The 22,251-nt window shown below is 61.0% G+C and carries 17 protein-coding genes; 8 read left to right on the top strand and 9 right to left on the bottom strand.

Translation table 11 applies throughout. The features are described 5' to 3' along the window. Window positions 1-193: 193 nt before the first annotated feature. Window positions 194-4,750 (top strand): DUF6543 domain-containing protein, encoded by a 4,557-nt coding sequence (locus tag HU730_RS01895; protein WP_186527267.1) that lies wholly within the window; start codon window positions 194-196, stop codon window positions 4,748-4,750. Between the two features lie 62 nt (window positions 4,751-4,812). Here HU730_RS01895 and HU730_RS01890 read toward each other — a convergent pair whose 3' ends face one another. From HU730_RS01890 to HU730_RS01880, 3 genes are read right to left on the bottom strand one after another with little or no spacing between them, the layout of a single operon-like run. After that, window positions 4,813-6,132 (bottom strand): MFS transporter, encoded by a 1,320-nt coding sequence (locus HU730_RS01890; protein WP_186527268.1) that lies wholly within the window; start codon window positions 6,130-6,132, stop codon window positions 4,813-4,815. A 33-nt stretch (window positions 6,133-6,165) separates the two neighbouring features. Then, the gene (locus HU730_RS01885) at window positions 6,166-7,695 is read right to left on the bottom strand and encodes an AMP-binding protein (RefSeq protein ID WP_186527269.1); all 1,530 of its coding nucleotides are present in this window, start codon (window positions 7,693-7,695) and stop codon (window positions 6,166-6,168) included. Window positions 7,696-7,698: 3 nt separating this feature from the next. Further along, window positions 7,699-8,877: an acetyl-CoA acetyltransferase gene (locus tag HU730_RS01880; protein WP_186527270.1), complete on the bottom strand. Its 1,179-nt coding sequence runs from the start codon at window positions 8,875-8,877 to the stop codon at window positions 7,699-7,701. 130 nt (window positions 8,878-9,007) lie between these two features. Here HU730_RS01880 and HU730_RS01875 point away from each other — a divergent pair, with 130 nt between their 5' ends. The 4 genes from HU730_RS01875 to HU730_RS01860 all read left to right on the top strand — a co-directional run bounded on the left by HU730_RS01875 (window position 9,008) and on the right by HU730_RS01860 (window position 13,537). Continuing rightward, window positions 9,008-9,580 carry a LuxR C-terminal-related transcriptional regulator gene (locus tag HU730_RS01875; protein WP_003190613.1) on the top strand — a complete coding sequence of 191 codons (573 nt, stop codon included), beginning with the start codon at window positions 9,008-9,010 and terminating at the stop codon, window positions 9,578-9,580. Window positions 9,581-10,340: 760 nt separating this feature from the next. After that, complete coding sequence (locus HU730_RS01870) at window positions 10,341-11,237, top strand: glyoxalase (protein ID WP_186527271.1); 897 nt, start codon at window positions 10,341-10,343, stop codon at window positions 11,235-11,237. Continuing rightward, entirely contained in the window at window positions 11,234-12,625 is a 1,392-nt protein-coding gene (locus tag HU730_RS01865) for an alginate export family protein (protein ID WP_096144864.1), read from the top strand. The genes HU730_RS01870 and HU730_RS01865 overlap by 4 nt, the downstream gene beginning before the upstream one ends. A gap of 93 nt (window positions 12,626-12,718) precedes the next feature. Continuing rightward, window positions 12,719-13,537 (top strand): alpha/beta hydrolase, encoded by an 819-nt coding sequence (locus HU730_RS01860; protein WP_054898548.1) that lies wholly within the window; start codon window positions 12,719-12,721, stop codon window positions 13,535-13,537. A gap of 150 nt (window positions 13,538-13,687) precedes the next feature. On the opposite strand, the gene HU730_RS01855 is transcribed toward HU730_RS01860, so the two are convergent. Further along, complete coding sequence (locus tag HU730_RS01855; protein WP_034127298.1) at window positions 13,688-14,074, bottom strand: DoxX family protein; 387 nt, start codon at window positions 14,072-14,074, stop codon at window positions 13,688-13,690. A 183-nt stretch (window positions 14,075-14,257) separates the two neighbouring features. Here HU730_RS01855 and HU730_RS01850 point away from each other — a divergent pair, with 183 nt between their 5' ends. Next, window positions 14,258-15,256, top strand: a complete 999-nt coding sequence (locus HU730_RS01850; protein WP_186527272.1) for an NAD(P)H-quinone oxidoreductase — start codon at window positions 14,258-14,260, stop codon at window positions 15,254-15,256. A gap of 185 nt (window positions 15,257-15,441) precedes the next feature. On the opposite strand, the gene HU730_RS01845 is transcribed toward HU730_RS01850, so the two are convergent. The 3 genes from HU730_RS01845 to HU730_RS01835 form a co-directional block, all read right to left on the bottom strand. Then, window positions 15,442-16,572 (bottom strand): alkene reductase, encoded by a 1,131-nt coding sequence (locus tag HU730_RS01845; protein WP_186527273.1) that lies wholly within the window; start codon window positions 16,570-16,572, stop codon window positions 15,442-15,444. A gap of 78 nt (window positions 16,573-16,650) precedes the next feature. Then, entirely contained in the window at window positions 16,651-17,328 is a 678-nt protein-coding gene (locus HU730_RS01840; protein ID WP_054898551.1) for a type 1 glutamine amidotransferase domain-containing protein, read from the bottom strand. Beyond that, window positions 17,325-17,954 (bottom strand): TetR/AcrR family transcriptional regulator, encoded by a 630-nt coding sequence (locus tag HU730_RS01835; RefSeq protein ID WP_034127294.1) that lies wholly within the window; start codon window positions 17,952-17,954, stop codon window positions 17,325-17,327. Before HU730_RS01835 ends, HU730_RS01840 begins: the two co-directional genes overlap by 4 nt. Window positions 17,955-18,127: 173 nt before the next feature. Here HU730_RS01835 and HU730_RS01830 point away from each other — a divergent pair, with 173 nt between their 5' ends. Further along, window positions 18,128-19,066, top strand: coding sequence for a GlxA family transcriptional regulator (locus HU730_RS01830; protein ID WP_034127293.1), 939 nt, complete (start codon window positions 18,128-18,130; stop codon window positions 19,064-19,066). Window positions 19,067-19,622: 556 nt separating this feature from the next. Here HU730_RS01830 and HU730_RS01825 read toward each other — a convergent pair. Then, complete coding sequence (locus HU730_RS01825) at window positions 19,623-20,261, bottom strand: GNAT family N-acetyltransferase (protein ID WP_054898553.1); 639 nt, start codon at window positions 20,259-20,261, stop codon at window positions 19,623-19,625. A gap of 48 nt (window positions 20,262-20,309) precedes the next feature. Here HU730_RS01825 and HU730_RS01820 point away from each other — a divergent pair, with 48 nt between their 5' ends. After that, window positions 20,310-21,182 (top strand): undecaprenyl-diphosphate phosphatase, encoded by an 873-nt coding sequence (locus HU730_RS01820; RefSeq protein ID WP_057977087.1) that lies wholly within the window; start codon window positions 20,310-20,312, stop codon window positions 21,180-21,182. 106 nt (window positions 21,183-21,288) lie between these two features. Here the strand turns inward: HU730_RS01820 and HU730_RS01815 are convergent, their stop codons facing one another. Next, window positions 21,289-22,242 carry a Dyp-type peroxidase gene (locus HU730_RS01815; protein ID WP_186527274.1) on the bottom strand — a complete coding sequence of 318 codons (954 nt, stop codon included), beginning with the start codon at window positions 22,240-22,242 and terminating at the stop codon, window positions 21,289-21,291. Window positions 22,243-22,251 lie beyond the last annotated feature (9 nt).

Here is a 22,251-nt window from a genome sequence, read left to right as displayed (position 1 = left end):
CGCGGCGGGGAGAAAACGGCGGCGTATTTCAACCTGTCACAACGAACAGGCAAAGGACTGTGACACATGACGGCTCCCCGCATCAGCGGCTGTAACCCTTCGTATTAAGTGGATACGGAACACCTTCGTACAGAAAAGCCACGAAAATTCGCCACAGAAGGCGCGCTTTTCATAACGATAGACGGAGACTTCCATGACGATCCCGGCAGCCACGAACCATGTTCCACCCTCATCTTCGCAACAAACGCCAACAGGCACCTTTGCGTGGCCGGTCAACCCGGATGAAAGGCTGAAGTATGACATCGCTCAGCAGCCGGAAAATCCTGGTCGATCCGAGCCCGTTTCAAGACGCGCACCAAGTTCGCCTCAATTTCTGCTCACTCAAGGACACGTCAGCACGTTGGTGGAAAAGAGTGATGCCGAGCTGGCACAGCAGCTCAGCGCGGCATTGATGGGCCAGGTCGCTGAGGAGCTCACAACCAACAGACAGTCACTCACCGCCCCGACCCTCACCCAGGTTCCGCCTTTTTCCAGCTTCGGCCAAGCGTGGGCACGTTTTAACCAGGCGCTCAGGGCAGAGCCGTTTGCAACCTTTGCCAAAGCCCATCACATCGACCTGTCCAATTTCAGCTGGAACCCTCAAGAGGGAACCATGACGTGCATGATCAATGGCTCCCCCAACAGCTTCACGGAGTTCACCCCTGGCTGGTCACAGGCATCGGCGGACGTCGCCGCAGCGGCCAGAGAGCTGGGCGCCCCGTCGACGACCTGGTTCCGCTACACCGGCGACCACACGCCTCCCAGTTACCTGGTCGGAGACTTCTACGCTATCGCTAGAACCGAGCTTACGCGCAATCCGCGGGCCGTGATCGCGGCACTCCAGCAAGCCGATACATTCCCCTCTCTGGTCATCCCCAACGGCCCCCTGCCATTGGACATCTCGCAACAGACCTTGCGTGCCAGGCAAGCACAACGCAGCGTGAAGGAGACGATCACCCAAGCCACCTTTGAACGCAGCGGCACACTTGCCGACTCCAGTCGCACACCGACGCCCGCCAAACGCGTCGAGGCGGCTGATCGGGAAGTGGCACGGGAGTGTGCCAGAATCCTCACGAGGATCGGCTATCAAAGGCGCATTGATGATCAGTCGCTAACCTTTCTCCCCCTCCTGAATGTGCCTGACGACTCTACCTACGCACACACACGCGAGGCGTTCGGCAAATGCTTCTCCAGCCCCGCTTTCCTGGCGTTTGCGAAAGAACATAATCTCGAGGTGTCATCCTTGTTTATCCACTTGCCGACAGGCCAGTTGGAAGGCTACGTACGAAACCCTGACGGCAGCCGTAAATCGATTGTTTTGCGCACGTCGACTTGCCCCCAATGGGCGGCCCTCGAACCCGACATTTCAAGCGCGGCCCGAAAATACGGGAGAAGCGGCTCGGTCTACGAGGGGCCCGTTCGTACCCAGCAAGCGCTGGATCTCTCTATGATGCTGGACTTTTACGGCGTGACTCGGGAAACCGGCTCAGAGCAGAAGTGGCTCGAACAAGTCGCAGGGCTCATCCGCGATGGCTTTCCCTCCTTGAAAAAAAACAACCCTTCTGCTGACACCTCGCGTGGGATTCGCGAACTGCAGCAGGCAACCCTACAAGCACTTGCAGGCATCACACCCCCTCCAACACCTACTGTCGTTCAAGCGCCTGCGCCGGTAACCACCGCCAAGCCGCCCGTCGCCAGCCCCGTGAGCGACATCGCCCACCGTCTGTTTAACGCAGAGCCCGGGTTGCAGTCGGTCGTATCGGGATTACTCAAGGACGCCATCGATGCGTCATTGAACCTCGATGTGGAGCAGTTGGCGTTCGCCGTTCCCGATCCGGACAATCCAGGTGAGTACATTGAAACACCGCTGATGGAAATGATCATCAGCCATGTCGCTGGAGGCGCCGCGCCGGTTTTCGACAGCGCTGGCAAATTCGTCGATACGCGCGAGGACGTGCTCGCCCGTACCGGCAAACCTGCGGGTACTGCACTTCCTATCGATAGGTCAGCGCTACAGAAGGCTATGAGCGAGTTGCCCGGCAAGCTGAACGAAACGCTTCGAGCGGCAAAGATCACGTATTGGAATAAGCCGCCGTTCAATGAGCCGACCCCTGGGCTAAGTGCCGACACAGCGCTCAGTGCCACCCCGATTTACGCGGGTAGTCGGCGGTCAATGCTCGGCCAACTGCTGCACAGCAACCTGCGCCTGGCCAGTTTAAAATCTCCAGGTCTCAATGACATACAGCGCGAAACACTGGATACGGTAGCAAGGTTTCCCCACGGGTACCTCAACCCCACAGACAACTCCAAGACAACCATTCACTTCATGGTCCGCACTGACCCGGCCAACCCAGACAGCCCGAACGTTCAAACCCCTAACCTGTTCATCGAACGCAAGGCTGGGGATCGCACCCTCGCAGTGCTGATGTGCGAACCCAGCGGAAAGGTTACCCCTTATGCTTCCCTGGATGCTGCCCAGCAGGCCTGGGAACAGCAAAACCCCGAGGCGCAACCACCGACCCGCACCGACAAGCCCAGCCTGAAAGCCTTCGACGCTGATGCGTTCTACCTGCAAGCGAACGTCATGATTAACAACGGGGACGCCAACGCCGACACTGATCCCGCGCTGATTGTGGCGCGACCATCCCAAGAGTCCGGGCTCAAGCGTCCCGAATGGTCGAAAACCGCCTCCGATGCCAATCGCTTTATTTACCATGACCTGCTTCTGGAGATGGCGGGCTTCGAGCGCCGGCACAAGGGCAAGAGCTTTGGCAGTGATATTCCGGACATTAGCACTTATATCCAGGAACAGATCAAAGCCCTCAACCCTCCACCCTTTCACTATGACATCAAGGATCTGGAAGTCATCTTTCACACTCCCTATGGCGCCCCGGCCAGCGGATTCGGATCAACCCAAACCACCACCCTGTCCTTCACCGAAACCTTTGTACGCAACCTTTCAGGATTACCAAAAGGTCGGGTGGAGGTGCGTCACAAACCGACGGGCATTCATCTAGCCAAGCTCGGAAGAGAGGGCGAACTGGGTAAGTTGATTCAGCAAATCGATGCCGGCAAGAACTACCCCGAATTAGTCAGGCGCGAGCTGCTCGACGATCCTGAAAAAAAAACCAGGCGCCAAGCGCTGTTCGCCGAGCAAGTCCCGATTGAACTGAAAATGAGGGCCCTGGAACTGACGGCCAAAGGCGAGGCTGGCTTCGATAACGCCATGGGTTTTCGTTACCTCCAGGCAATACTGGATCCGACGCCAGGGAAGAAGTTTGTCAATGGCAACGAAATCACCGTGCGCCCGTTGGCGCTGATGCGCCTGCCCGGCGCGGTGCCCGATGTGGTCGAAAACATGTTCCTGATCGAACCCAAGGACACCACAGTCGGCCCGCACATTCTTTATCGCCCGTTGAATTCCAGCGCCCCCCTGCTGCAGTTTCCTTCGCGCCAGGCGCTAATGGAGACTGTCCAAACACAGAAGGAGCTACAAAAAGACATTCTTGCCTGGCTGCCTGATGAGACAACCCGCGCCGTCTACAGGCACGATGGCTTTCGCGAACCGCATATGCCGACATATACGCCCGTGTTCACGCCTGCGCCGCCCACACTGGCGACTCACGACCTGTCGTCCGAGCTGCAAACCGGGCAACTGATGAGCTACTTATATGAAGCAAATTCAAGGGCGCTGACATCGCTGGCCAAACACCAAGCCGTATCCAACGGGGAAAGTCGCTGGGAAAGGATTAAAGAAGGGGCAGGCCTATTACTCAATACGGCATTTCTGTTCATGCCAGAGAGTGCCTTTTTAATCGGTATGCCGTTTCAGGCAGACAGCATCATAAGTGATATCAAGACGCTTGCCGGGAGCAGGGAAGGAAACAAAGAAGCAGCCGCAACAGATTTATTCATCAACATAGCGATGTTAATGCTTCACCTCGCAAGAGCACACCCCACTCAAACCTCCTCACTTACTGGAGTCGCGGCCATTCATACGGTACCGCAGGAAACACGCGTAGGTGATTTACCGGCGGCGCCTTCGCCTGAGTCAGCATTACGTGAATTGATTCGGTTGGGCGGTCCATGGAGGGGTTTCAAGGCCATCGATGGCGACATACAAACCTTCGAGGATATTTACAAAGGCGCCCCACGACTCAATATATTCGGACATGGGACTGAACCGGCCACCGGAGAGCCCGCGAAAGTCGTAGGCGCAAACGGCAAGTTCTATTCGGCGCAAGACATCGTCAATAAACTTCGTGCGGAAAAAATTGACTTCAGCAAATATAAAAACATTGTGCTTCGCGTCTGCTATTCCGGCGCAAACGGCCCGAACTCGCTGGGTGATGAAATCTCCAACCTGACCAACATACCCACCAAGTCATTCGCAGGTCCTGTGCACATGGATTATTTTTTGGGCAAAGACCCAACGGGCCTGTTCAAAACGTACTATCGGGAATTCAAAGCGAAATACCCCACGCTTTCTCCACGCGACATAAAGTTGCTCGCTGACTCGAAAGTGAAGTTGGATTTTGCCAAGAACAACCACCTTAATACGGTGGAAAAGACATCAGGAACGCTGCTGCGATTCAATATTGGCACCCAGAAAGAGCCTGAGATGGTTCAAGAACTTGTCGATTACCGGCCACATTACTCCTACCCTGCCCTGGACGCGGCCCACGTGTTGCCAGCCAATTCAGCCCGATAGCCTGTTGCGGCAGGTTTGCCAACACAACCCTGCCGTTTGATTACCAAGATGCAAACACGGCGTCAGGCCAGCGCCGTTTTCGCAGACGCCACCCTAGGCGTGGCACCGACCACGAAGTCCTCCTTGCGCAACACCACCAGCGCTACCAACGACACCACCCCGGTCGCTACATAGAAATACCACGGCGAAGTAATGTCGCCTGTCACCTTGATCAACCAGGTGGAAATCAACGGCGCACTGCCGCCAAACACCGCGACGGGCACGTTATACGCCACGGCAATCCCAGTGGAGCGAATCCGCGTCGGCAACAGCTCACTCATCAACGCATAGGTTGACGACGCGTACAGCCCGAACAGAATCGCCACCGCCATCAACGGCGCGAAGAAGGTCGCCGGGGTGGCGGTCGGGGCGGATTTGAACAGCCAGAACATCGCCAGGGTCGCCAGCGTGCCGATCACCATCAGGAACGGCTTGCGCCCGTATTTATCGGTAAAGGCCCCGCCAAACGGCATCACGAAAGCCGCCGAGAAGCTGGCGACGAACACGTAGAGCAAGGTGGTGCCGCTGTCGAACTTGAGGATCTTGGCCATGTAAGTCGAGGCGAACGTCAGCACTAGGTAAAAGATCGAGCTGTGCAAGGTGATGATAAAGAACACCAGGGCAATCGCCCGTTTCCACTGCCAGACCTCGCGCAGCGGCGCCCGCGAAGTTTGCCCGGCGCGTTGCAGGGCGAGGAACTCGGGGCTGTCTTCGAGCTTGAGGCGGATGTACATGGAAATAAAGCCCAGGGGCGCGGCGATCAGGAACGGTACGCGCCAGGCCCATTCCTGCATGACCTCGGCGCCCAGCACCCAGGTCATGCCGTTGGCCACGGCGCCACCGAGCAGCAGGCCGAGCACGGCGGTAACCATCAGCCAGCAGGTGGCAAAGCCACGGCGACCGGGGCCGGCGTATTCAGAGATGAAGCTGGTGACGGTACCGATTTCGCCGCCCGCCGAGAAGCCCTGAACGCAGCGCACCAGAATCAACAGGATCGGTGCGGCGATGCCCAGGCTGGCGTAGGTCGGCAACAGGCCCAGCATCACCGTGGAGCCGGTCATCATCACCAGCGCCATGATCAGGGTTTTGCGCCGGCCGATCTTGTCTGCCAGCGGGCCGAAGAACAGCCCACCCAAAGGGCGGATAAAAAAGCTCAGCGCAAACGCAGCAAAGCTGGCCAACAGGCTGGTGGTGGGGTCATCGGAGACGAAGAACGCCTGGCCGATATAGACCGCGAGAAAGCCATAGACGCCGTAGTCGTACCACTCGATCAAGTGGCCGGAGGTGGCGCCCAGAAACGCACGGTGGCGCTTGCGGACGGTGTCTTGTGCGGGATTGCCCATCGTGGGGACTCCTTGTCTGATTATCGATCCATGTTAAAGCGCGGCGATACTCGCGGTTTGCAGCCAATGCCGCAAGTCGGTCTTCAGAATCTTGCCGTAGCTGTTCTTCGGCAAATCGCTGCGCCACACATATTTTTTCGGCTTTTTGAACGAGGCCATGCGCGCCAGGAACCACGCCGTCAGCTCGCCTTCGTCCAGCGGCTGGCCGCTGCGGGTCACCACGAAGGCCACCACCGACTCACCCCATTGCGCGTCGGGCTCGCCCACCACGCACACTTCGAACACCTCGGGATGCTGGGCCAGCACTTCCTCGACTTCACGGGGGTACACGTTGCTGCCGCCACTGATGATCACGTCCTTGGAGCGATTCGTCAGGGTCAGGTAGCCGGCCGGGTCGAGGTAGCCGATGTCGCCGGTCAGCAGCCAACCGTCCACCAGCGTCTGGCACGTGGCCTGCGGGTTGCACCAGTAGCCCTGCATCACCGTGGCGCCACGCACCGCGATTTCACCGCGCTCGCCGGTGGGCAGTGGCTGGTGCTCGGCATCGAGAATGCGGATCTCGACACAGGCTTGCGCGTGGCCCACCGAGGCGGCCAGGGTGGCCCAGTCGGGGCGCTGGCGCTCGGCGATCAAGGCGCGGGGCAAGACGCTGATGGTCATCGGGCTCTCGCCCTGGCCGTAGATCTGCACCAGGCGCGGGCCGAAGGTGTCGACTGCTTCGCGCAGGTCGGCGAGGTACATGGGGCCGCCGCCGTAGACGATGGTCTTGATGCCGGCGCCGTGATAATCCTGGCGCCGGGCCTGTTCGACCATGCGCTTGACCATGGTCGGCGCAGCAAACAGCGACACCTGGCCCATGTGCTCGGCCAGCCCGAACAGCTCGGCGGCATCGAAGCCATGGGAGGCCGGCACCACATGGCGGGCGCCGCAGCGCACATGGATGAAGTTGTACAGGCCGGCGCCGTGGGACATGGGCGCGGCATACAGCGCCGCATCGTCGGCGCTCACTTGATCGACATCCGTGGCGTAGCACAGCGACATGGCGATCAGGTTGCCGTGCGACAGCATCACGCCCTTGGAGCGCCCGGTGGTGCCAGAGGTATAGAACAGCCAGGCGAGGTCGTGATCCTGGCGGGGCACCGGCTGTTCCAGGCTGGGCCAACCATGGCTGGGCGGCAGCGGGTGGCCGTCCAATTCCGTGCAATGCGCGGGCAAATCCCGCGATGAAAACACCTGGCCGCCGTCGGTAAAGATCAACCGCGCCTCGGCATTATCGGCAATCCACGCCGCTTCGCTGGGGTGCAGCTTGGCGTTGATCGGCACCGCCACCCCGCCCATCCACCAGATGGCGTAGAGCAGTTCCAGGTAGTCGCAGCTGTTTTTCATCAGCAGCGCCACCGCGTCTCCCGGCACCAGGCCATGCTGCTCCACCAGGTGCGCGGCGCGTTGGCGCACGTGGGCGGCGAAGGTGGCGTAGTCGGCCACTTGCACGCTGCCGTCGAACAATGCCGGGCGTTGCGGGGCCCGACGCTGGGTGTCGTGCAGCCAGTTGGCAATGTTCATGACTCAGCTCCGGCGTGCCTGCAGGACCGAGGCGTAGTTGGCCACCGCCATGCCGCCCATGTTGAACACCAGGCCGAACTCCGGGTTGGGCACCGCCAGGCCAATCGGCTCGCCGGTCAATTGCCGGAACGCCAAGGCATGCATGGACACCCCCGTGGCGCCGACGGGATGTCCCTTGGCCTTGAGCCCGCCGGAAAGGTTCACCGGCAAGCGCCCGCCGGCGCGCACCACCCCGCTGTCGAGCACGCGATGGCCTTCGCCCTTGGGCGCCAGGCCCATGGCTTCATAGATCAGCAACTCGGCAATGGTGAAGCAGTCGTGCACTTCGGCGAAACTCAGGTCAGCCAGGGTCACATTCGCCCCGCGCAGCGCTGCATGGATCGCGCGTTGCGGGCCCTCAAAGGCGAGGATGTCACGCTGGGCGATGGGCAAGGTGTCGTTGACCTGGGTCATCGCCCGGATTTGCACCTCGCGACGGAACGCCCGCGCACGTTTGGGCGAGGCGAGGATGATCGCGGCGGCGCCATCGCTGATCAGCGAGCAATCGGTCAGGCGCAGGGAGTCAGCCACGAACGGGTTGCTTTGGGACACGTTGTTGCAGTGTTCGAAATTCATCTCCCGATGCATCTGCGCCAGCGGGTTGGCCATGGCATTGGAGTGGTTTTTGGTAGCGATGGCCGCCATCGAGCCCAGCGGGCAGTGGTAACGCTCGGCGTATTGGCGGGCGGCGCGGCCGAACAACTGGGGGAAACTCAGGCCGGCTTCGGCCGGGTCGTTCTGGTAGCCGGCCCCGGCCAAGGCTTGGGTGACAGCGGCGGTGCTGGTGTGGGTCATCTTCTCGGCGCCCACCACCAGCACCAGCTCAGCATTGCCGGAGAGGATCGCATTGACCCCCGCCTGGATCGCCGCCGAGCCGGACGCACAGGCGTTTTCACAGCGGGTAGCCGGTTTGAAGCGCAGCCCGGGGTCGGCTTGCAATAGCAATGAGGCGGCAAACCCGTCGGGCACCAGCCCCGAGTTGAAATGGCCGAGGAACAACGCATCGATTTGCGACGCGTCAATCTCGGCGTCGCTCAGGGCTTCTCGGGTAACCTGGACGATCAGGTCTTCCAGCGTCGTGCCTTCCAGGCGACCAAAGCGGGAGTGACCAGCGGCAACAATGGAGACGCAATCAGCAAGCATAATCAATTTCTTCTGTTCTTGATTCGGACTTTACTTACAATGACCCACCCCTGATCGTGCGCCAATTCGTGTAACTACTTACACGGGTAAGTAGCTCCCCAGGGCATTGAACAACGAGGCAGGATGCCCCATGACCGCGCTAGCCCAGCAATTTCCCGACCTCGAACGCCTGGCGTTCAAGCTGTCCCCTGCCCCGCAGATCGTCACCAGCGACCGCGTGATACTGGACTGCAACGACGCTTTCCTGAAGCTGTTCGGCTATACGCGCGACGCACTGGTCAACCAGCTGACCCTGCTGATCTACCCGTCCCAGGCCGACTACCACGCCATCGGCAAGCGCAGCCATGATTGGCTGCTCGACAGCGACAACGGCTTTTATTCCGATGAACGCTTCATGCAGCACCACAATGGCGAAGTGTTCTGGGCCAAGTCCCACGGCTACACCCTCACCCCCAAAGACCCATTCAAGCTGATGATCTGGCACTTCGAACGCCTGGACCGCATGCACCAGGGCACCGGCGACCTCACGCCCCGGGAGCGGGAAATCGCCATGCACATCGTCAACGGGTTCAAATCCAAAGAAATTGCCCTGCGCCTGGCGATCTCCCACCGCACCGTTGAGGTGCACCGTGCGCGGTTGATGAAGAAACTGCAGGCCAAGACGGTGGTGGAGTTGGTGTCGAAGATCATTATGGTGGCCTGACCGATAACGGCTGTTTAACCGATGCCCCGCCATCCAAATGTGTGGGCAGCCCCAATGCCGAACAGTTAAGCGAACGCAATGCCCAAAGCAACGAAGATCAAATGTGGGAGCTGGCTTGCCTGCGAAAGCGGTAGTGCGATAGATGCACAACTTGCGGTTGTAACCTCCACGGTAACCACGATGCGAAGCGAGTCGCTTTTGATCTTGATCTGCTTTTGATCTTAAGCGCCCCGTTAAACCACGCTGGCCGAACGCAGGCTTGAATTCGTGGGTAACCCGGCAGGACGCCGGGTTAGCCGTCCTGGGCCAAGGATGGCCCATGACGGCGGCCCACGGATTCAAGCCGGAGTGAGGGCACACCGAGCCTAAGCGAGGTGCCGAGTGGTGGGGCAAGAGCGTTTTGCTTACTTTTGCGCTTTTCAAAAGTGAGCCGCCGTCAGGGCGGAACCCTAAGCGGCCGTTACCGCAGGAATGGATATGTACTCGAAATAACAGCGTCGCCTGTCAGGCCGCCTTCGCGAGCAAGCCCGCTCCCACAGTTGGATCGTTGGGGTGTCAGGTAGATAGGTGTCGGCTGGGAGGCCGTCATCGCAGGCAAGCCAGCTCCCACAGGTTGATCTCGGAGGTGTCAGGTAGATCGGCGTCGGCTGTCTGGGCCGCGTAGCTGAAACGTTCAACCGAGCACGTCCATACAATTCCCCACCGCCCTGCCCCCCTAACCTCACGGCTTTCGAACCCTCAGAAGCGCTGGAGAACGGGCATGGGTAACACAGCAACCAAGGTATCGCTGGCATTGACGCTGCTGGCAAGTGCGATGATGAGCAACGCGTTTGCCGCCACCCCGAACGTGGCCGTGGCGCCGCAGTACGACACCAGCCATGTGTATGTGGCACCGGCCGATGTGGACCGTTTTGCCCAGAGTTTCCTCGCCACCTTCGGCGGCAAAAGCACGCCCCAGGTCGTGGTCAACGTGCTGCCGGTGCCGAGCAGCACCACCTCGCAATTGCTCCAGACCCCGGCGGGCACCGTGTCGTTGTTCGGCTTTACCACCCCCGTGCCTCACCCGTTCGGCCAGGAACGCAACGGCTATCTGGTCAAGGACATGGACGTGGCCCTCAAGGCCGCGCGGGAAAATGGCGCCGACGTAATCGTCAGCGATTTCCCCGACCCCATCGGCCGTGATGCCGTGGTGCAATGGCCGGGCGGTGTGAACATGCAGCTCTACTGGCACACCAAGACCCCGGATTACGCCGCCTTCGACACCGTGCCGGAAAACCGTGTGTATGTGTCCAACGACAGCGCCGAGCGGTTTATCAAGGCGTTCCTGGGTTTCTCCCACGGCAAGGTAGTGAGCGACGACAAGCACGCCCCTGGGGTTGATGTCGGCCAGGCCGGCGGCCACTACCGCCGCGTCGAGATCGAATCGCCGTTCGGGCGCATGGCGGTGCTGGTCACCAACGGCCAACTGCCCTACCCGTTCGGCCACGACACCACCGGTTACCAGGTCAACGACCTCGCCGCCACCCTGGGCAAGGCCACTGGCTCTGGCGCCACAGTGCTGGTGCCGGCGTTCGACAGCAAAGATCGGCGCAGTGCGTTGGTGGAGTTCCCGGGCGGTTATGTCGCAGAAATCCACCAACTCAGCGCGGCAAAATGATTCGTCACACAGGCTGGAGCCTGGCTGTGCTGTGGCCGTTGCTTGCTGGCAGCGTGCAGGCCGACGACCAGCCGGTACGCCCGGCGATCAAGGCCAACCGCTGGCAGGAAGACTGGTCTGTGCTCAAGGACCCGGCATTGCGCACGCAACCGCTGGACAACCTCAAGTACATCCCACTGTCCGCCGCCAACCCGTTCACCTACTTGTCGTTGGGCGCCACCTTGCGTGAACGCTTCGAGATGAACGACGCCAGCGGGTTCGGCGTGCGGGATGTACCGCGTGACCGCTACCTGATCCAGCGCTTTCAGGTGCACGCCGACTTGCACCTGAACGAACACTGGCGGCTGTTCACCCAGTTGGAAGATGTGCGGGCCTATGATAAGACCACCATTGGCGGTGCCGACCAGAACCGCGTCGACCTGCGCCTGGCCTTTGCCGAATACGTGAAGACCTTCAGCGCTGGCACCTTCAAGGCACGGGCTGGCCGCCAGGATTTCGCCTTCGACTTGCAGCGTTTCATCTCGTCACGGGACGGCCCGAATGTGCGGCAGTCCTTCGATGCGTTGTGGGCGGACTGGGAAACGCCGCAATGGCGCTTTATCGGGATCGCCAGCCAACCGGTGCAGTACCAGGATGGCCGGCATTTCGACGACAAGTCCAACAGCGACGCGCGCTTCCACATGCTACGGGTCGAGCGGCTGGTGGGCGGCACCAATGAGCTGTCGGCCTATTACGGCGTGTACGAGCGCAGCGCCGCCCATTACCTGGACGCCGACGGCGAAGAGACGCGCCAGTTGCTGGACGCCCGCCTGGGTGGCGCAGCCCAGGGTTTCGACTGGGACGTCGAAGCCATGCTGCAACGCGGCTCGGTGGGCAGCAAGACGATTCGCGCCTGGGCCGGTGGCAGCCGCACCGGCTACACCTTTGACACGCTGGCCTGGAAGCCGCGTATCGGCCTGCAACTGGATATCGCTTCCGGTGACCGCCAGGCCGGTGACGGCCGGGTCGGCACCTTCAACCCGCTGTTCCCCAATGGCTATTACTTTTCCCTGGCGGGCTACACCGGCTACAGCAACCTGATCCACGTCAAGCCGTCGATCACCGTCAAGCCCCTCGCCAAGCTCAGCGTGCAAACCGCCGTCGGCCTGCTGTGGCGACAGACCACCGCAGACGCCGTCTACACCCAGCCCAACCTGGCCGTGGCTGGCACAGCGGGCCAAGGCGAGCGCTGGACCGGCGCCTACGGCCAACTGCGCACCGACTACGCCTTTACGCCCAACCTCAGCGGTGCGGTCGAGGCGGTGCACTACGCGGTCGGCCAGACCCTGCGTGATGCCGGTGGGCACGACAGCAATTACCTGGGCATGGAGCTCAAGTTCAGTTGGTGAGACAAGCACACCCATACAAGCCTGGGCTCAGGTTTACGGCAATAGTGAGGCGGTTTTTACACCGCCCTTTTTCAGCCCTGCAAGGAGTTTCAGATGAGCACATTCGTTGCCAAAGACGGTACCCAGATCTACTTCAAGGACTGGGGCAGCGGTAAGCCCGTGCTGTTCAGCCACGGCTGGCCGCTGGATGCGGACATGTGGGAATACCAGATGGAATACCTGAGCAGCCGTGGCTTTCGCACCATTGCCTTTGACCGTCGTGGTTTTGGCCGCTCGGACCAGCCATGGACCGGTAACGACTACGACACCTTCGCTGACGATATCGCCCAGTTGATCGAACACCTTGACCTGCAGGACGTGACCCTGGTGGGCTTCTCCATGGGTGGCGGTGACGTGGCGCGCTACATCGCCCGCCACGGCAGTGCCCGTGTCGCCGGCCTGGTGTTGTTGGGCGCGGTCACGCCGATCTTCGGTCAGCAAGCCGACTACCCCCAAGGCGTGCCAGGCGAGGTGTTCGATGGCATCAAGGCCGGCCTGTTGAAGGATCGTGCGCAGTTCATCAGCGACTTCAACACGCCGTTCTTCGGTCTCAATAAAGGCCAGCACGTTTCGGAGGGTGTGCTCAGCCAAACCCTGCAGATCGCCATGCTCGCGTCGCTCAAATCCACCGTGGATTGCGTCACCGCGTTCTCGCAAACCGACTTCCGCCCGGACATGGCCAAGATCGACGTACCGACCCTGGTGATCCATGGCGACGGCGACCAGATCGTGCCGTTCGAAACCACCGGCAAGGTGGCTGCTGAAATGATCAAGGGCGCACAACTGAAGGTGTACAAGGATGCGCCTCACGGGTTTGCCGTGACCCACGCTCAACAGCTCAATGAAGACCTGTTGGGATTCCTGAACCGTTGACATCTTGATGCCCCTGTAGGAGCGAGCTTGCTCGCGAAGAACGTCAACGATAACGCGTGCTTGCTGAATGAACGCGGCGCCTATGCGTTTTTCGCGAGCAAGCTCGCTCCTACAGAAGGCAGAAGGCCGGGCGAGCCCGGCCTTTTTTGTTCAGGCAAAGCGCTGGCTCAGCACCAGCCGCCCCGGCCCTGCGATCAGCACGCTGGTAAAGATGATCAACAACAGCCAGCCGAACTGCCCTTCGAACAGCGTCCACTCCGGGTGCACCACCAGCAACGCGATGACCAGCACCGCCAGGATCGGAAGGCACGCCAGGCGCACCAGCACGCCCGCGACGATCAGCAGCGGGCACAGCACCTCGGCAAAGATCGCCAGCAGCAACGTGACATGGGCGCCCAGGTGAAACGGGTCCTCGATCAGCTTCAATTGCTCGCTGTAGTGGAGCAACTTGGGCAACCCATGCACCCACAGCAGGAACAACGCCCCGCTGACCCGCAGGAACAACAAACCGATATCCTGATTTCTCGCTTCGTTCATACGCCACCTGTGTCCGTCAAAAATGAGCGGCAGCCAGTGTGTCCGAAGCCACGCCGACGCACTTGCAGGCTTGTGCTGAAAGCCTGCGTTTGCATTGCCCGAAGAACCCGGCATGATCTTGCTGAACTGCCGACCCCGCGCTACGGTCCCAACCCATACGCTCATCGCTACAGGAACTTTTCCATGACGCTTCCCCAAGAAATGACCCTGATCGAAATCACCACCCCTGGCGGGCCCGAGGTCTTGCAGCCGCGCAGCGCCGACGTGCCAGTGGCCGGGCCAGGCGAGATTCTGATTCGCGTGCACGCCGCCGGGGTCAACCGCCCAGACGCCTTGCAGCGCGCGGGTAAATACCCGATGAAGCCCGGCATGAGCCCGATTCCGGGGTTGGAAGTGGCCGGTGAAGTGGTGGCGCTGGGCACTGGCGTGAACGAATACAGCCTGGGCGACAAGGTTTGCGCCCTGACCAATGGCGGCGGCTATGCGCAGTATTGCGCGGTGCCGGCCAGCCAGGCGCTGCCGATCCCCGCAGGCATGGACTGGATTCAGGCCGCTGCCGTGCCGGAAACGTTCTTTACGGTCTGGGCCAACCTGTTCGGCCTCGGCAGTGCCCATAAAGGCCAGCGCGCCTTGATCCACGGCGGCACCAGCGGCATCGGCACCACCGCGTTGATGCTTTGCCAGGAGTTCGGCATCCAGGCATTCGCCACGGCGGGCAGCGCCGACAAATGCGCGGCGATTGCCAAGCTCGGTGCCGAGCCGATCAACTACCGCGAACAGGCATTTGCCGAGGTCATCGCCAAACAGACCGATGGCAAAGGCGTCAACGTGATCCTCGACATCATGGGCGCCTCGTACCTCAACAATAACCTCAAGGCCCTGGGCATGGACGGCCACCTGGTGATCCTCGGTTTCCTCGGTGGTGGCAAGGCCAACGACGTCGACCTGCTGACCATCCTCGGCAAACGAGCGGTGATCACCGGCTCGCTGCTGCGGGCCCGCACGCGGGAAGAAAAGGCCGAGATTGCCGAGCAACTGCGCGAACATGTGTGGCCGGTACTCAGTGCCGGGCGCTGCCTGCCGATTATCGACCAGGTCTACGCCTACACCGACGCCGCCCAGGCCCATGCGCGGATGGAAGGTGGGGACCATATCGGCAAGATTGTGTTGCGGGTGGAGTGAGGCGATTCGACTTGCCCGCGAAGGTGGTGTGTCAGTCACTGTATCTGTTACTGCACGACCGCTTTCGCAGGCAAGCCAGCTCCCACATTTGATCTTCATTACTTCGAGCATAGCGTTCGTTTAACTGACCGGCGTTAGGGCAAGCCTCCTCCCACCCTGGATAAAACACAGGCCATCATGGGCTATCACGGCTGTTGGGCATACACCGGATAATCCACATACCCCGCCTCTGTCCCGCCATACAAGCCTTCGGCCTTCAACGCATTCAACGGCCAGCCATTGAACAGCCGCTGGGGCAAGTCCGGATTGGCAATGAAGGGCCGTCCAAAGGCGATCAAGTCCGCCAACCCGGCCTCTACCAGCCGTGCGCCGCGCTCGGCGGTGTAGCGCCCGGCGTAGATGATCCTGCCGCTGAAGGTGGCGCGCACGGCCTGGCGAAATGTGTCGGGCAGGTCGGGGGCGTTGTCCCAATCGGCTTCGGCAATGGACACATAGGCGATGCCCGACGCTTCCAGCACTTTGATCGCTTCTATATAGGTAAGGTGCGGGTCTTCTTCCACCAGGCCGATGTAGACCCGGTCCTGATCGGTGCCACTGAACAGCGGCGAAAAGCGCACGCCCAGGCGTTCCGGCCCCACCACTTTGCACACCGCTTCGACAATCTCGCGCAGCAAGCGCAGGCGATTGTCCAGCGAGCCGCCGTACTCATCCTCACGGAGGTTGGAATGGGCCGAGATGAACTGGTTGACCAGGTAGCCGTTGGCCGCGTGAATTTCCACGCCGTCGAACCCGGCGTCCAGGGCATTGCGCGCAGCCTGGGCGTAGTGCCCTACCAGCTCTTCGATTTCCAGCGTGGTCAAGGCACGCGGGACGGGTGGCTGCACCAGTTCACCCCTACCCGGCCCGGTTTCAATGAAGGCTTTGACTTGCAACGCCGGCAGCGCAGACGGGCCCACCGGGGCACCACCGTCAGGTTGCAGCGCGTTATGGGACACCCGCCCCACATGCCATAACTGGGCGAAGATCACACCGCCCTCGGCATGCACCGCTGCAGTGACTTTGCGCCAACCCTCGATTTGCGCCGGTGTATGAAGGCCCGGCGTCCAGGCGTAGCCCTGGCCCCGAGGTTCGATCTGCGTACCCTCGCTGACCATGAACCCGGCACTGGCCCGCTGACGGTAATACTCGGCCATCAGGTCGGTGGCGATATTACCCGGCTGGGCGCTGCGCTGGCGGGTCAGCGGTGGCAGTACAACACGGTTGTTCAAGCGGTGATGCCCCAGCTTGATCGGGGTGTTCAAGATGCAGTCAGGCACGGCGATATTCCAAATTCAGGACGAACGAAAACCGTGGCGACTCCTTGGAGTCGCCACCGCGTAGATCGGTTGATTAATTTAAGCGCAGAGTGTCAGCAGGGCCTTGGCCACTTCGCTGGAGCTGCCTGGGTTTTGCCCAGTCACCAGCAAACCGTCGACAATGACGAAGGATTGCCAGTCGGCGCCCTTCTCATACAGGCCGCCCAATTTACGAAATTCATCTTCAATCAGGAACGGCACGACCTCGGTCAACTGCACAGCGGCCTCTTCCGAGTTGGAGAACCCGGTGACGCGGCGGCCCTTGATCAACGGCTCACCGTTAACTGCCTTGACGTGACGCAAGGCACCCGGTGCATGGCACACAAAGCCAACGGGCTTGCCGGCCCGCTCGAAAGCTTCGATCAGCGCGATGGACACCGGCGACTCCGCCAGGTCCCACAGCGGACCGTGGCCGCCTGGGTAGAACACGGTGTCGAAGTCGGCGGCATTGACCGAGTCCAGCTTCACGGTGGTCGCCAGGGCTTGCTGCGCAGCCGGGTCTTTGCCGAAGCGCTCGGTCTGCTCGGTTTGCGCATCCGGTTCATCGCTCTTGGGGTCCAACGGCGGCTGGCCGCCGGCCGGAGAAGCCAGCACCACTTCGGCGCCAGCGTCCTTGAACGCGTAATAAGGTGCGGCGAATTCTTCGAGCCAGAAGCCGGTCTTGCGCCCGGTATCGCCAAGCTGGTCGTGAGAGGTCAGTACCATTAATACTTTCATTTTCCAGTGCCTCGATCGATGTGAATAACAGGGTTTTCAGGGCTGCCCAACAACTGTTGGGTCAGCAGCAGCGCCTCGGTGAACGGCGCGGTGGTACGGGTGATCTTGCCCATGACGCTGGTTCCCAACCATAGCGCATACAAACGCCTGGCCAGGCTTTCGGGGGCCTGCTCGAACCTGAGCGAGCCGTCTTCGACGCCGCGTTGAAGGGCCACGGCAAGCAAGTCGATGGTGCGCGAAGTACCGCGTTGCAGCGCCAGCCGCATGGGTTCTGACAGATCGGAGACCTCCGCCCCAAGCTTCACGGCCAGGCATTTGCCGGCGTCGGTGCAGCCGGTGTGGTTGTCGATCCAGCCTTGCCAATAACGCATCAGCCTGGCGTGGTGGGTCAATCCCGGCTGATCGAACAGCTGCTGCATGCCCTCGACGTAGTGGTCGAAATAGGTATCGAGTAACACCACGCCAAAGGCATCTTTAGAGTTGAAGTAGTGATAAAACGAGCCCTTGGGCACTTGCGCCGCTTGAAGGATCTCGTTCAAGCCCACCGCCGAAAACCCCTTGGCCCCGACAATGGATTGCGCCCGTTCAAGAATCGCTTGCCGCGCACTGCTGCTTGCGTTGCTCATGCTTGCCCCTCTGCGATTAGACCAGTCGTCTAGTGCGTTGGGCTCATGTTAGGCAGCGCGGCATTGGCTCACAATGTCATATCCGCAAGGATTCCGGACACGCACGAAAGTCGGTTGCCGTTTGCCCGGCACACGCCGACAATCGCCTCTCCCCTGCCCCTTGGAGAGATGCAATGCACAGCGTTGCGCTGATGGTTTACCCGAATTTCCAGTCGTTGAGCCTCAGCCTGGGCTCGGTGTTCGAGTGTGCCAACCTGCTGCGCGGCGAGCCGGCCTATGAGTTTCACCTGGTGTCGGAAAGCGGCGGCGCAGTGATGACCTCCCAGGGCTTTTCGGTGAACACCAGCGCGCTGCGCCCAGAGGGCTATGACACCTTGATTGTCAGCGGCTACCTGGAGTTTCGCCTGCCGGAAGCCAACCTGCTGGAACTGGTCAAGGCCGCGTCCGCGCAGTCGCGCCGGGTGGCGTCGTTATGCATGGGTATCTTTGTGCTGGCCGAGGCTGGCCTGCTGGCTGGCAAGCGCACCACCACCCACTGGATCCACGCACCCGCGTTTCGCAAGCGTTACCCGGATATTCGCCTGGAAGAAGATAAGTTGTTCATTGTCGACGGCCAGGTGTGGACCGGTGCGGGCATGAGCGCCGGCGTCGACCTGGCGCTGGCGATGGTGGAGGACGACCTGGGCAGCGACCTGGCCCGTCGCATTGCACGCAAACTGGTGATTGCCCAGCGCCGTGGCAGCGAGCAGTCGCAACTGTCGGCCTTGTTGGAGCTGGACCCCAAGTCCGACCGCGTGCAGCTGGCCCTGGCCTATGCCCGTGAAAACCTCACCCATGATTTGTCGGTGGACGCACTGGCCGACGTTGCCCGGCTCAGCCCACGCCAGTTCAGCCGGGTGTTTCGCGAAGAAACCGGGCAGACCCCGGCCAAGGCCATTGAGGCCCTGCGGGTGGAAGCTGCGCGGGCAATGATGGAAACCAGCCGCCACCCGGTGGAAGTGGTGGCGCGCGAAACCGGGTTTGGTGATCGCGAGCGCATGCGCCAGGCGTTCCTCAGGGCCTTCGGGCAGCCGCCCCAGGCGATGCAGCAGGTGCTGTTCAACCCGGGCTAGGCCCCTGACGGCCTGACAGCCGACTCCTATCTACCTGAAGTGCCATGATCCAAATGTGGGAGCTGGCTTGCCTGCGATGGCGGCCTACCAGCCGACACTTACCTACCTGACACCCCGCGATCAAACTGTGTGCGGGCTTGCTCGCGAAGGCGGCCTGGCAGTCGACCAGAATCTTGGATCAGACCGTGTACATATCCGTTATTTGGGTAACGGCTGCTTATGGTTCCGCTTTTACAGCGGGTCACTTTTGGAAAAGAGCCCCAAAAGTAACCAAAAGGGCTCTTGCCCCACCACTCGGCACCTCGCTTAGGCTGGGTGTGCCCGAACACAGGCTTGAATCCGTGGGCCGCCGCCACGCGCCATCCATGGCGCGGGGCGGCTAACCCGGCGTCCTGCCGGGTTACCCACGAATTCAAGCCTGCGTTCGGCCAGCGTGGTTTGACGGGGCGCTTAAGATCAAGATCAAAAGCAGATCAAGAGCAAGATCACGAGCGGCTCGCTTCGCATCGTGGTTACCGCAGGATATCGATGCTCATCGAGAGAAAGCCCCAGCCCGTCAATGCAACGAAGCTCGGGTAATCAGGTAGCTCACCAACTGCGGATCATCCTCCAGTTCAATCATCTGCACCGGACGCGGCAAGTTATCCAGCACGGTGCGCCAGAACGCCTGGGACACCTCGTCCTGATCATAGAAACGCACCAACCAATTGGCCGCGCCGCTGCACAGCACCTGGCTGGCAATGGCACGGCCGATGCCTTTGCGGCGGTAGCGCTTGAGGATGAACAGGTCAGCCAGTTCCAGGGCGTCGATGCCCGGCAGTTCGCTGCTTTCGATCAACAGGAAACCGGCGATATAGCCGTCTACCAGCAACAGGTTGGCGCTCCATTGCGGGTCGCTCCAGTAGCGGGCCAGGTGTTCGTCATGGATGTAGTAACGCCCATCGGCCTCGACATCTTCCTGTTCCCAGTCCGAAGACTCATAGGCGTAGTACTGGTAAAGATTGCGGATCAGTTCAGCTTCTTCAGGGCCGGTCTGGATCAATTCGACGGTGGTTTCAGGCATGGGGCTCTCGGTGGAAAAACGCAGGGCGCCATTGTTCACAAAAGTGCTACCCACGCCAATGGCCTGGCGAATCCTTTCTATTAGCTGAACCGATTGCAAATAGCGGTTGCCCTGGCCGAAATCCTGAAACATTTAGAATAAACTTCGCCGGTTTCCCCCTATTGCTCAAGGACACGTATTTTGACCAACGTCTGTACCGCCGGCCTGGATGTGGGCTTTGCCTCCCTGGATTACCTGCAAATCTTCATCCTTGGGGTGATCCAGGGCATTACTGAATTGCTGCCGGTGTCGTCCACCGCCCATATGCGCGTTGTGCCCGCCCTGCTCGGCTGGCAAGACCCCGGCTCGGCGTTTTCCGCGGCCATGCAATTGGCGGCGCTGGCGGCGGTAGTCAGCTATTTCTGGCGCGATGTGCGTCAGGTCACCACCGGCAGCATCAGTGCGGTGCGCCGGGGCGACTACAACGACCGCTGGTTCAAGCTCGCCGTTGCGATTGTGCTGGCAACCGTACCGATTGGCATCGCCGGCCTGGCGTTGTCGTCGACCTTGAATGCGTGCAACTCACCCTTGCGCGGGCTGATGGTGATCGGCATTTCCTGCGTGGTGATGGCGGTGCTGCTGGCAGTGGCCGAACTGCGTGCCCGACATACACGCGACGTGAGCCAAATGCGCCTGCGCGATGCCTTGATTGTGGGAGTTGCGCAGATTGGCGCGTTGATACCGGGCGTATCGCGTTCGGGCTCCACGTTGACCGCGGCGCTGTTCCTGAATTTCAAACGCGAAGAAGCGGCGCGGTTTTCCTTCCTGCTGGGCCTGCCGGCCATCGCCCTGGCCGGTTTGAAAGAGCTGTGGGTATTGCTGCACGCCGACCTGCCCGCCCACGCCTGGCCCCATTTGATGTTCGGGCTGGTGGTGGCCAGCGTCTCGGCATTCTTTGCCATCTGGGGCCTGATGAAATTTCTGGAGCGTTTCTCCACCTGGCCGTTCGTGATCTACCGTGCGCTGCTGGGGGTGTTTTTGATCGTGGCCGTCAGCACCGGCCTGCTTACCTGACCCTTGTAGGAGCGAGCTTGCTCGCGAAAAACCCAAGGCCACCGCGTACATACAGAATGCCCGCGTTATCGTTGACGTTTTTCGCGAGCAAGCTCGCTCCTACAGGTTATTGGCGGTCGGCCAGCGCTTCGAGCAAGTCGGCCGAGGGCACGAAGAACAGGCCGCCGGTCACGGCCGTGCTGAAGTCGAGCAAGCGGTCGTAATTGCCGGCCGGGCGGCCGACGAACATGTTTTCCAGCATCTGTTCCAGAGGCTGAGGCGAACGTGCGTAGCCGATGAAATAAGTGCCGAATTCGCCCGCGCCTGGGCGGCCAAAGGGCATGTTGTCGCGCAGGATCTTCACTTCCTCACCGCTCTCGTCGGTGATGACGGTCAGGGCGCTGTGGGAGTTGCTCGGCTTGGCGTCTTCGTCCAGTTCGATGTCCGATAATTTGGTGCGCCCGATCACCTTCTCTTGAGCCTCCACCGTCAAGCCATTCCACGCGGTCATGTTGTGCAGGTATTTCTGCACCAGCACATAGCTGCCGCCTTCGAACTCAGGGTCTTCATCGCCCACCAGGGTAAACGCCTCGGCCTTGCGCCCCACCGGGTTCTCGGTGCCGTCGACGAAACCGATGATGCTGCGCATATCGAAGTAGCGAAAGCCCTGGACCTCATCGACCACCTTCACGCTATCACCCAGGGCCGCCATCAGCTGGGTCGCCAGCTCGAAACACAGGCCCATCTGTTCGGCACGGATGTGCAGCAGGATGTCACCGGGGGTCGACACTGCCTTGCGCCCCTCCACACCGAACTCGCGAAACGGATGCAAGGCCGCCGGGCGCGGCGCGCCGAACAGGCGGTCCCAGGCATCCGAGCCAAACCCGCAAACGCAAGTCAGGTTGCCCGAGGGCACGCGCTTGCCTACCGAGCGCACCAGGCCTGCGATGTCGGCGCACCAGGCCCGCACGTTTTCAACCGCATCGGGCGCCAGGGTGGCGACCATGAAGATCGCGCTGCTGGTGATCGGGTGGCACACCGATTGTGGTTCGAGCGGGGGACGGACGGGGCAGGTTTTCATGGGCATTCC

Origin of the sequence: Pseudomonas sp. SWRI22 (assembly GCF_014268395.2) — a bacterium.
Taxonomy (GTDB): Bacteria; Pseudomonadota; Gammaproteobacteria; order Pseudomonadales; family Pseudomonadaceae; genus Aquipseudomonas; species Aquipseudomonas paracarnis.
The sequence above is the reverse complement of the archived record's forward strand: the minus strand, read 5'-3'. Positions and strand labels throughout refer to the sequence as shown.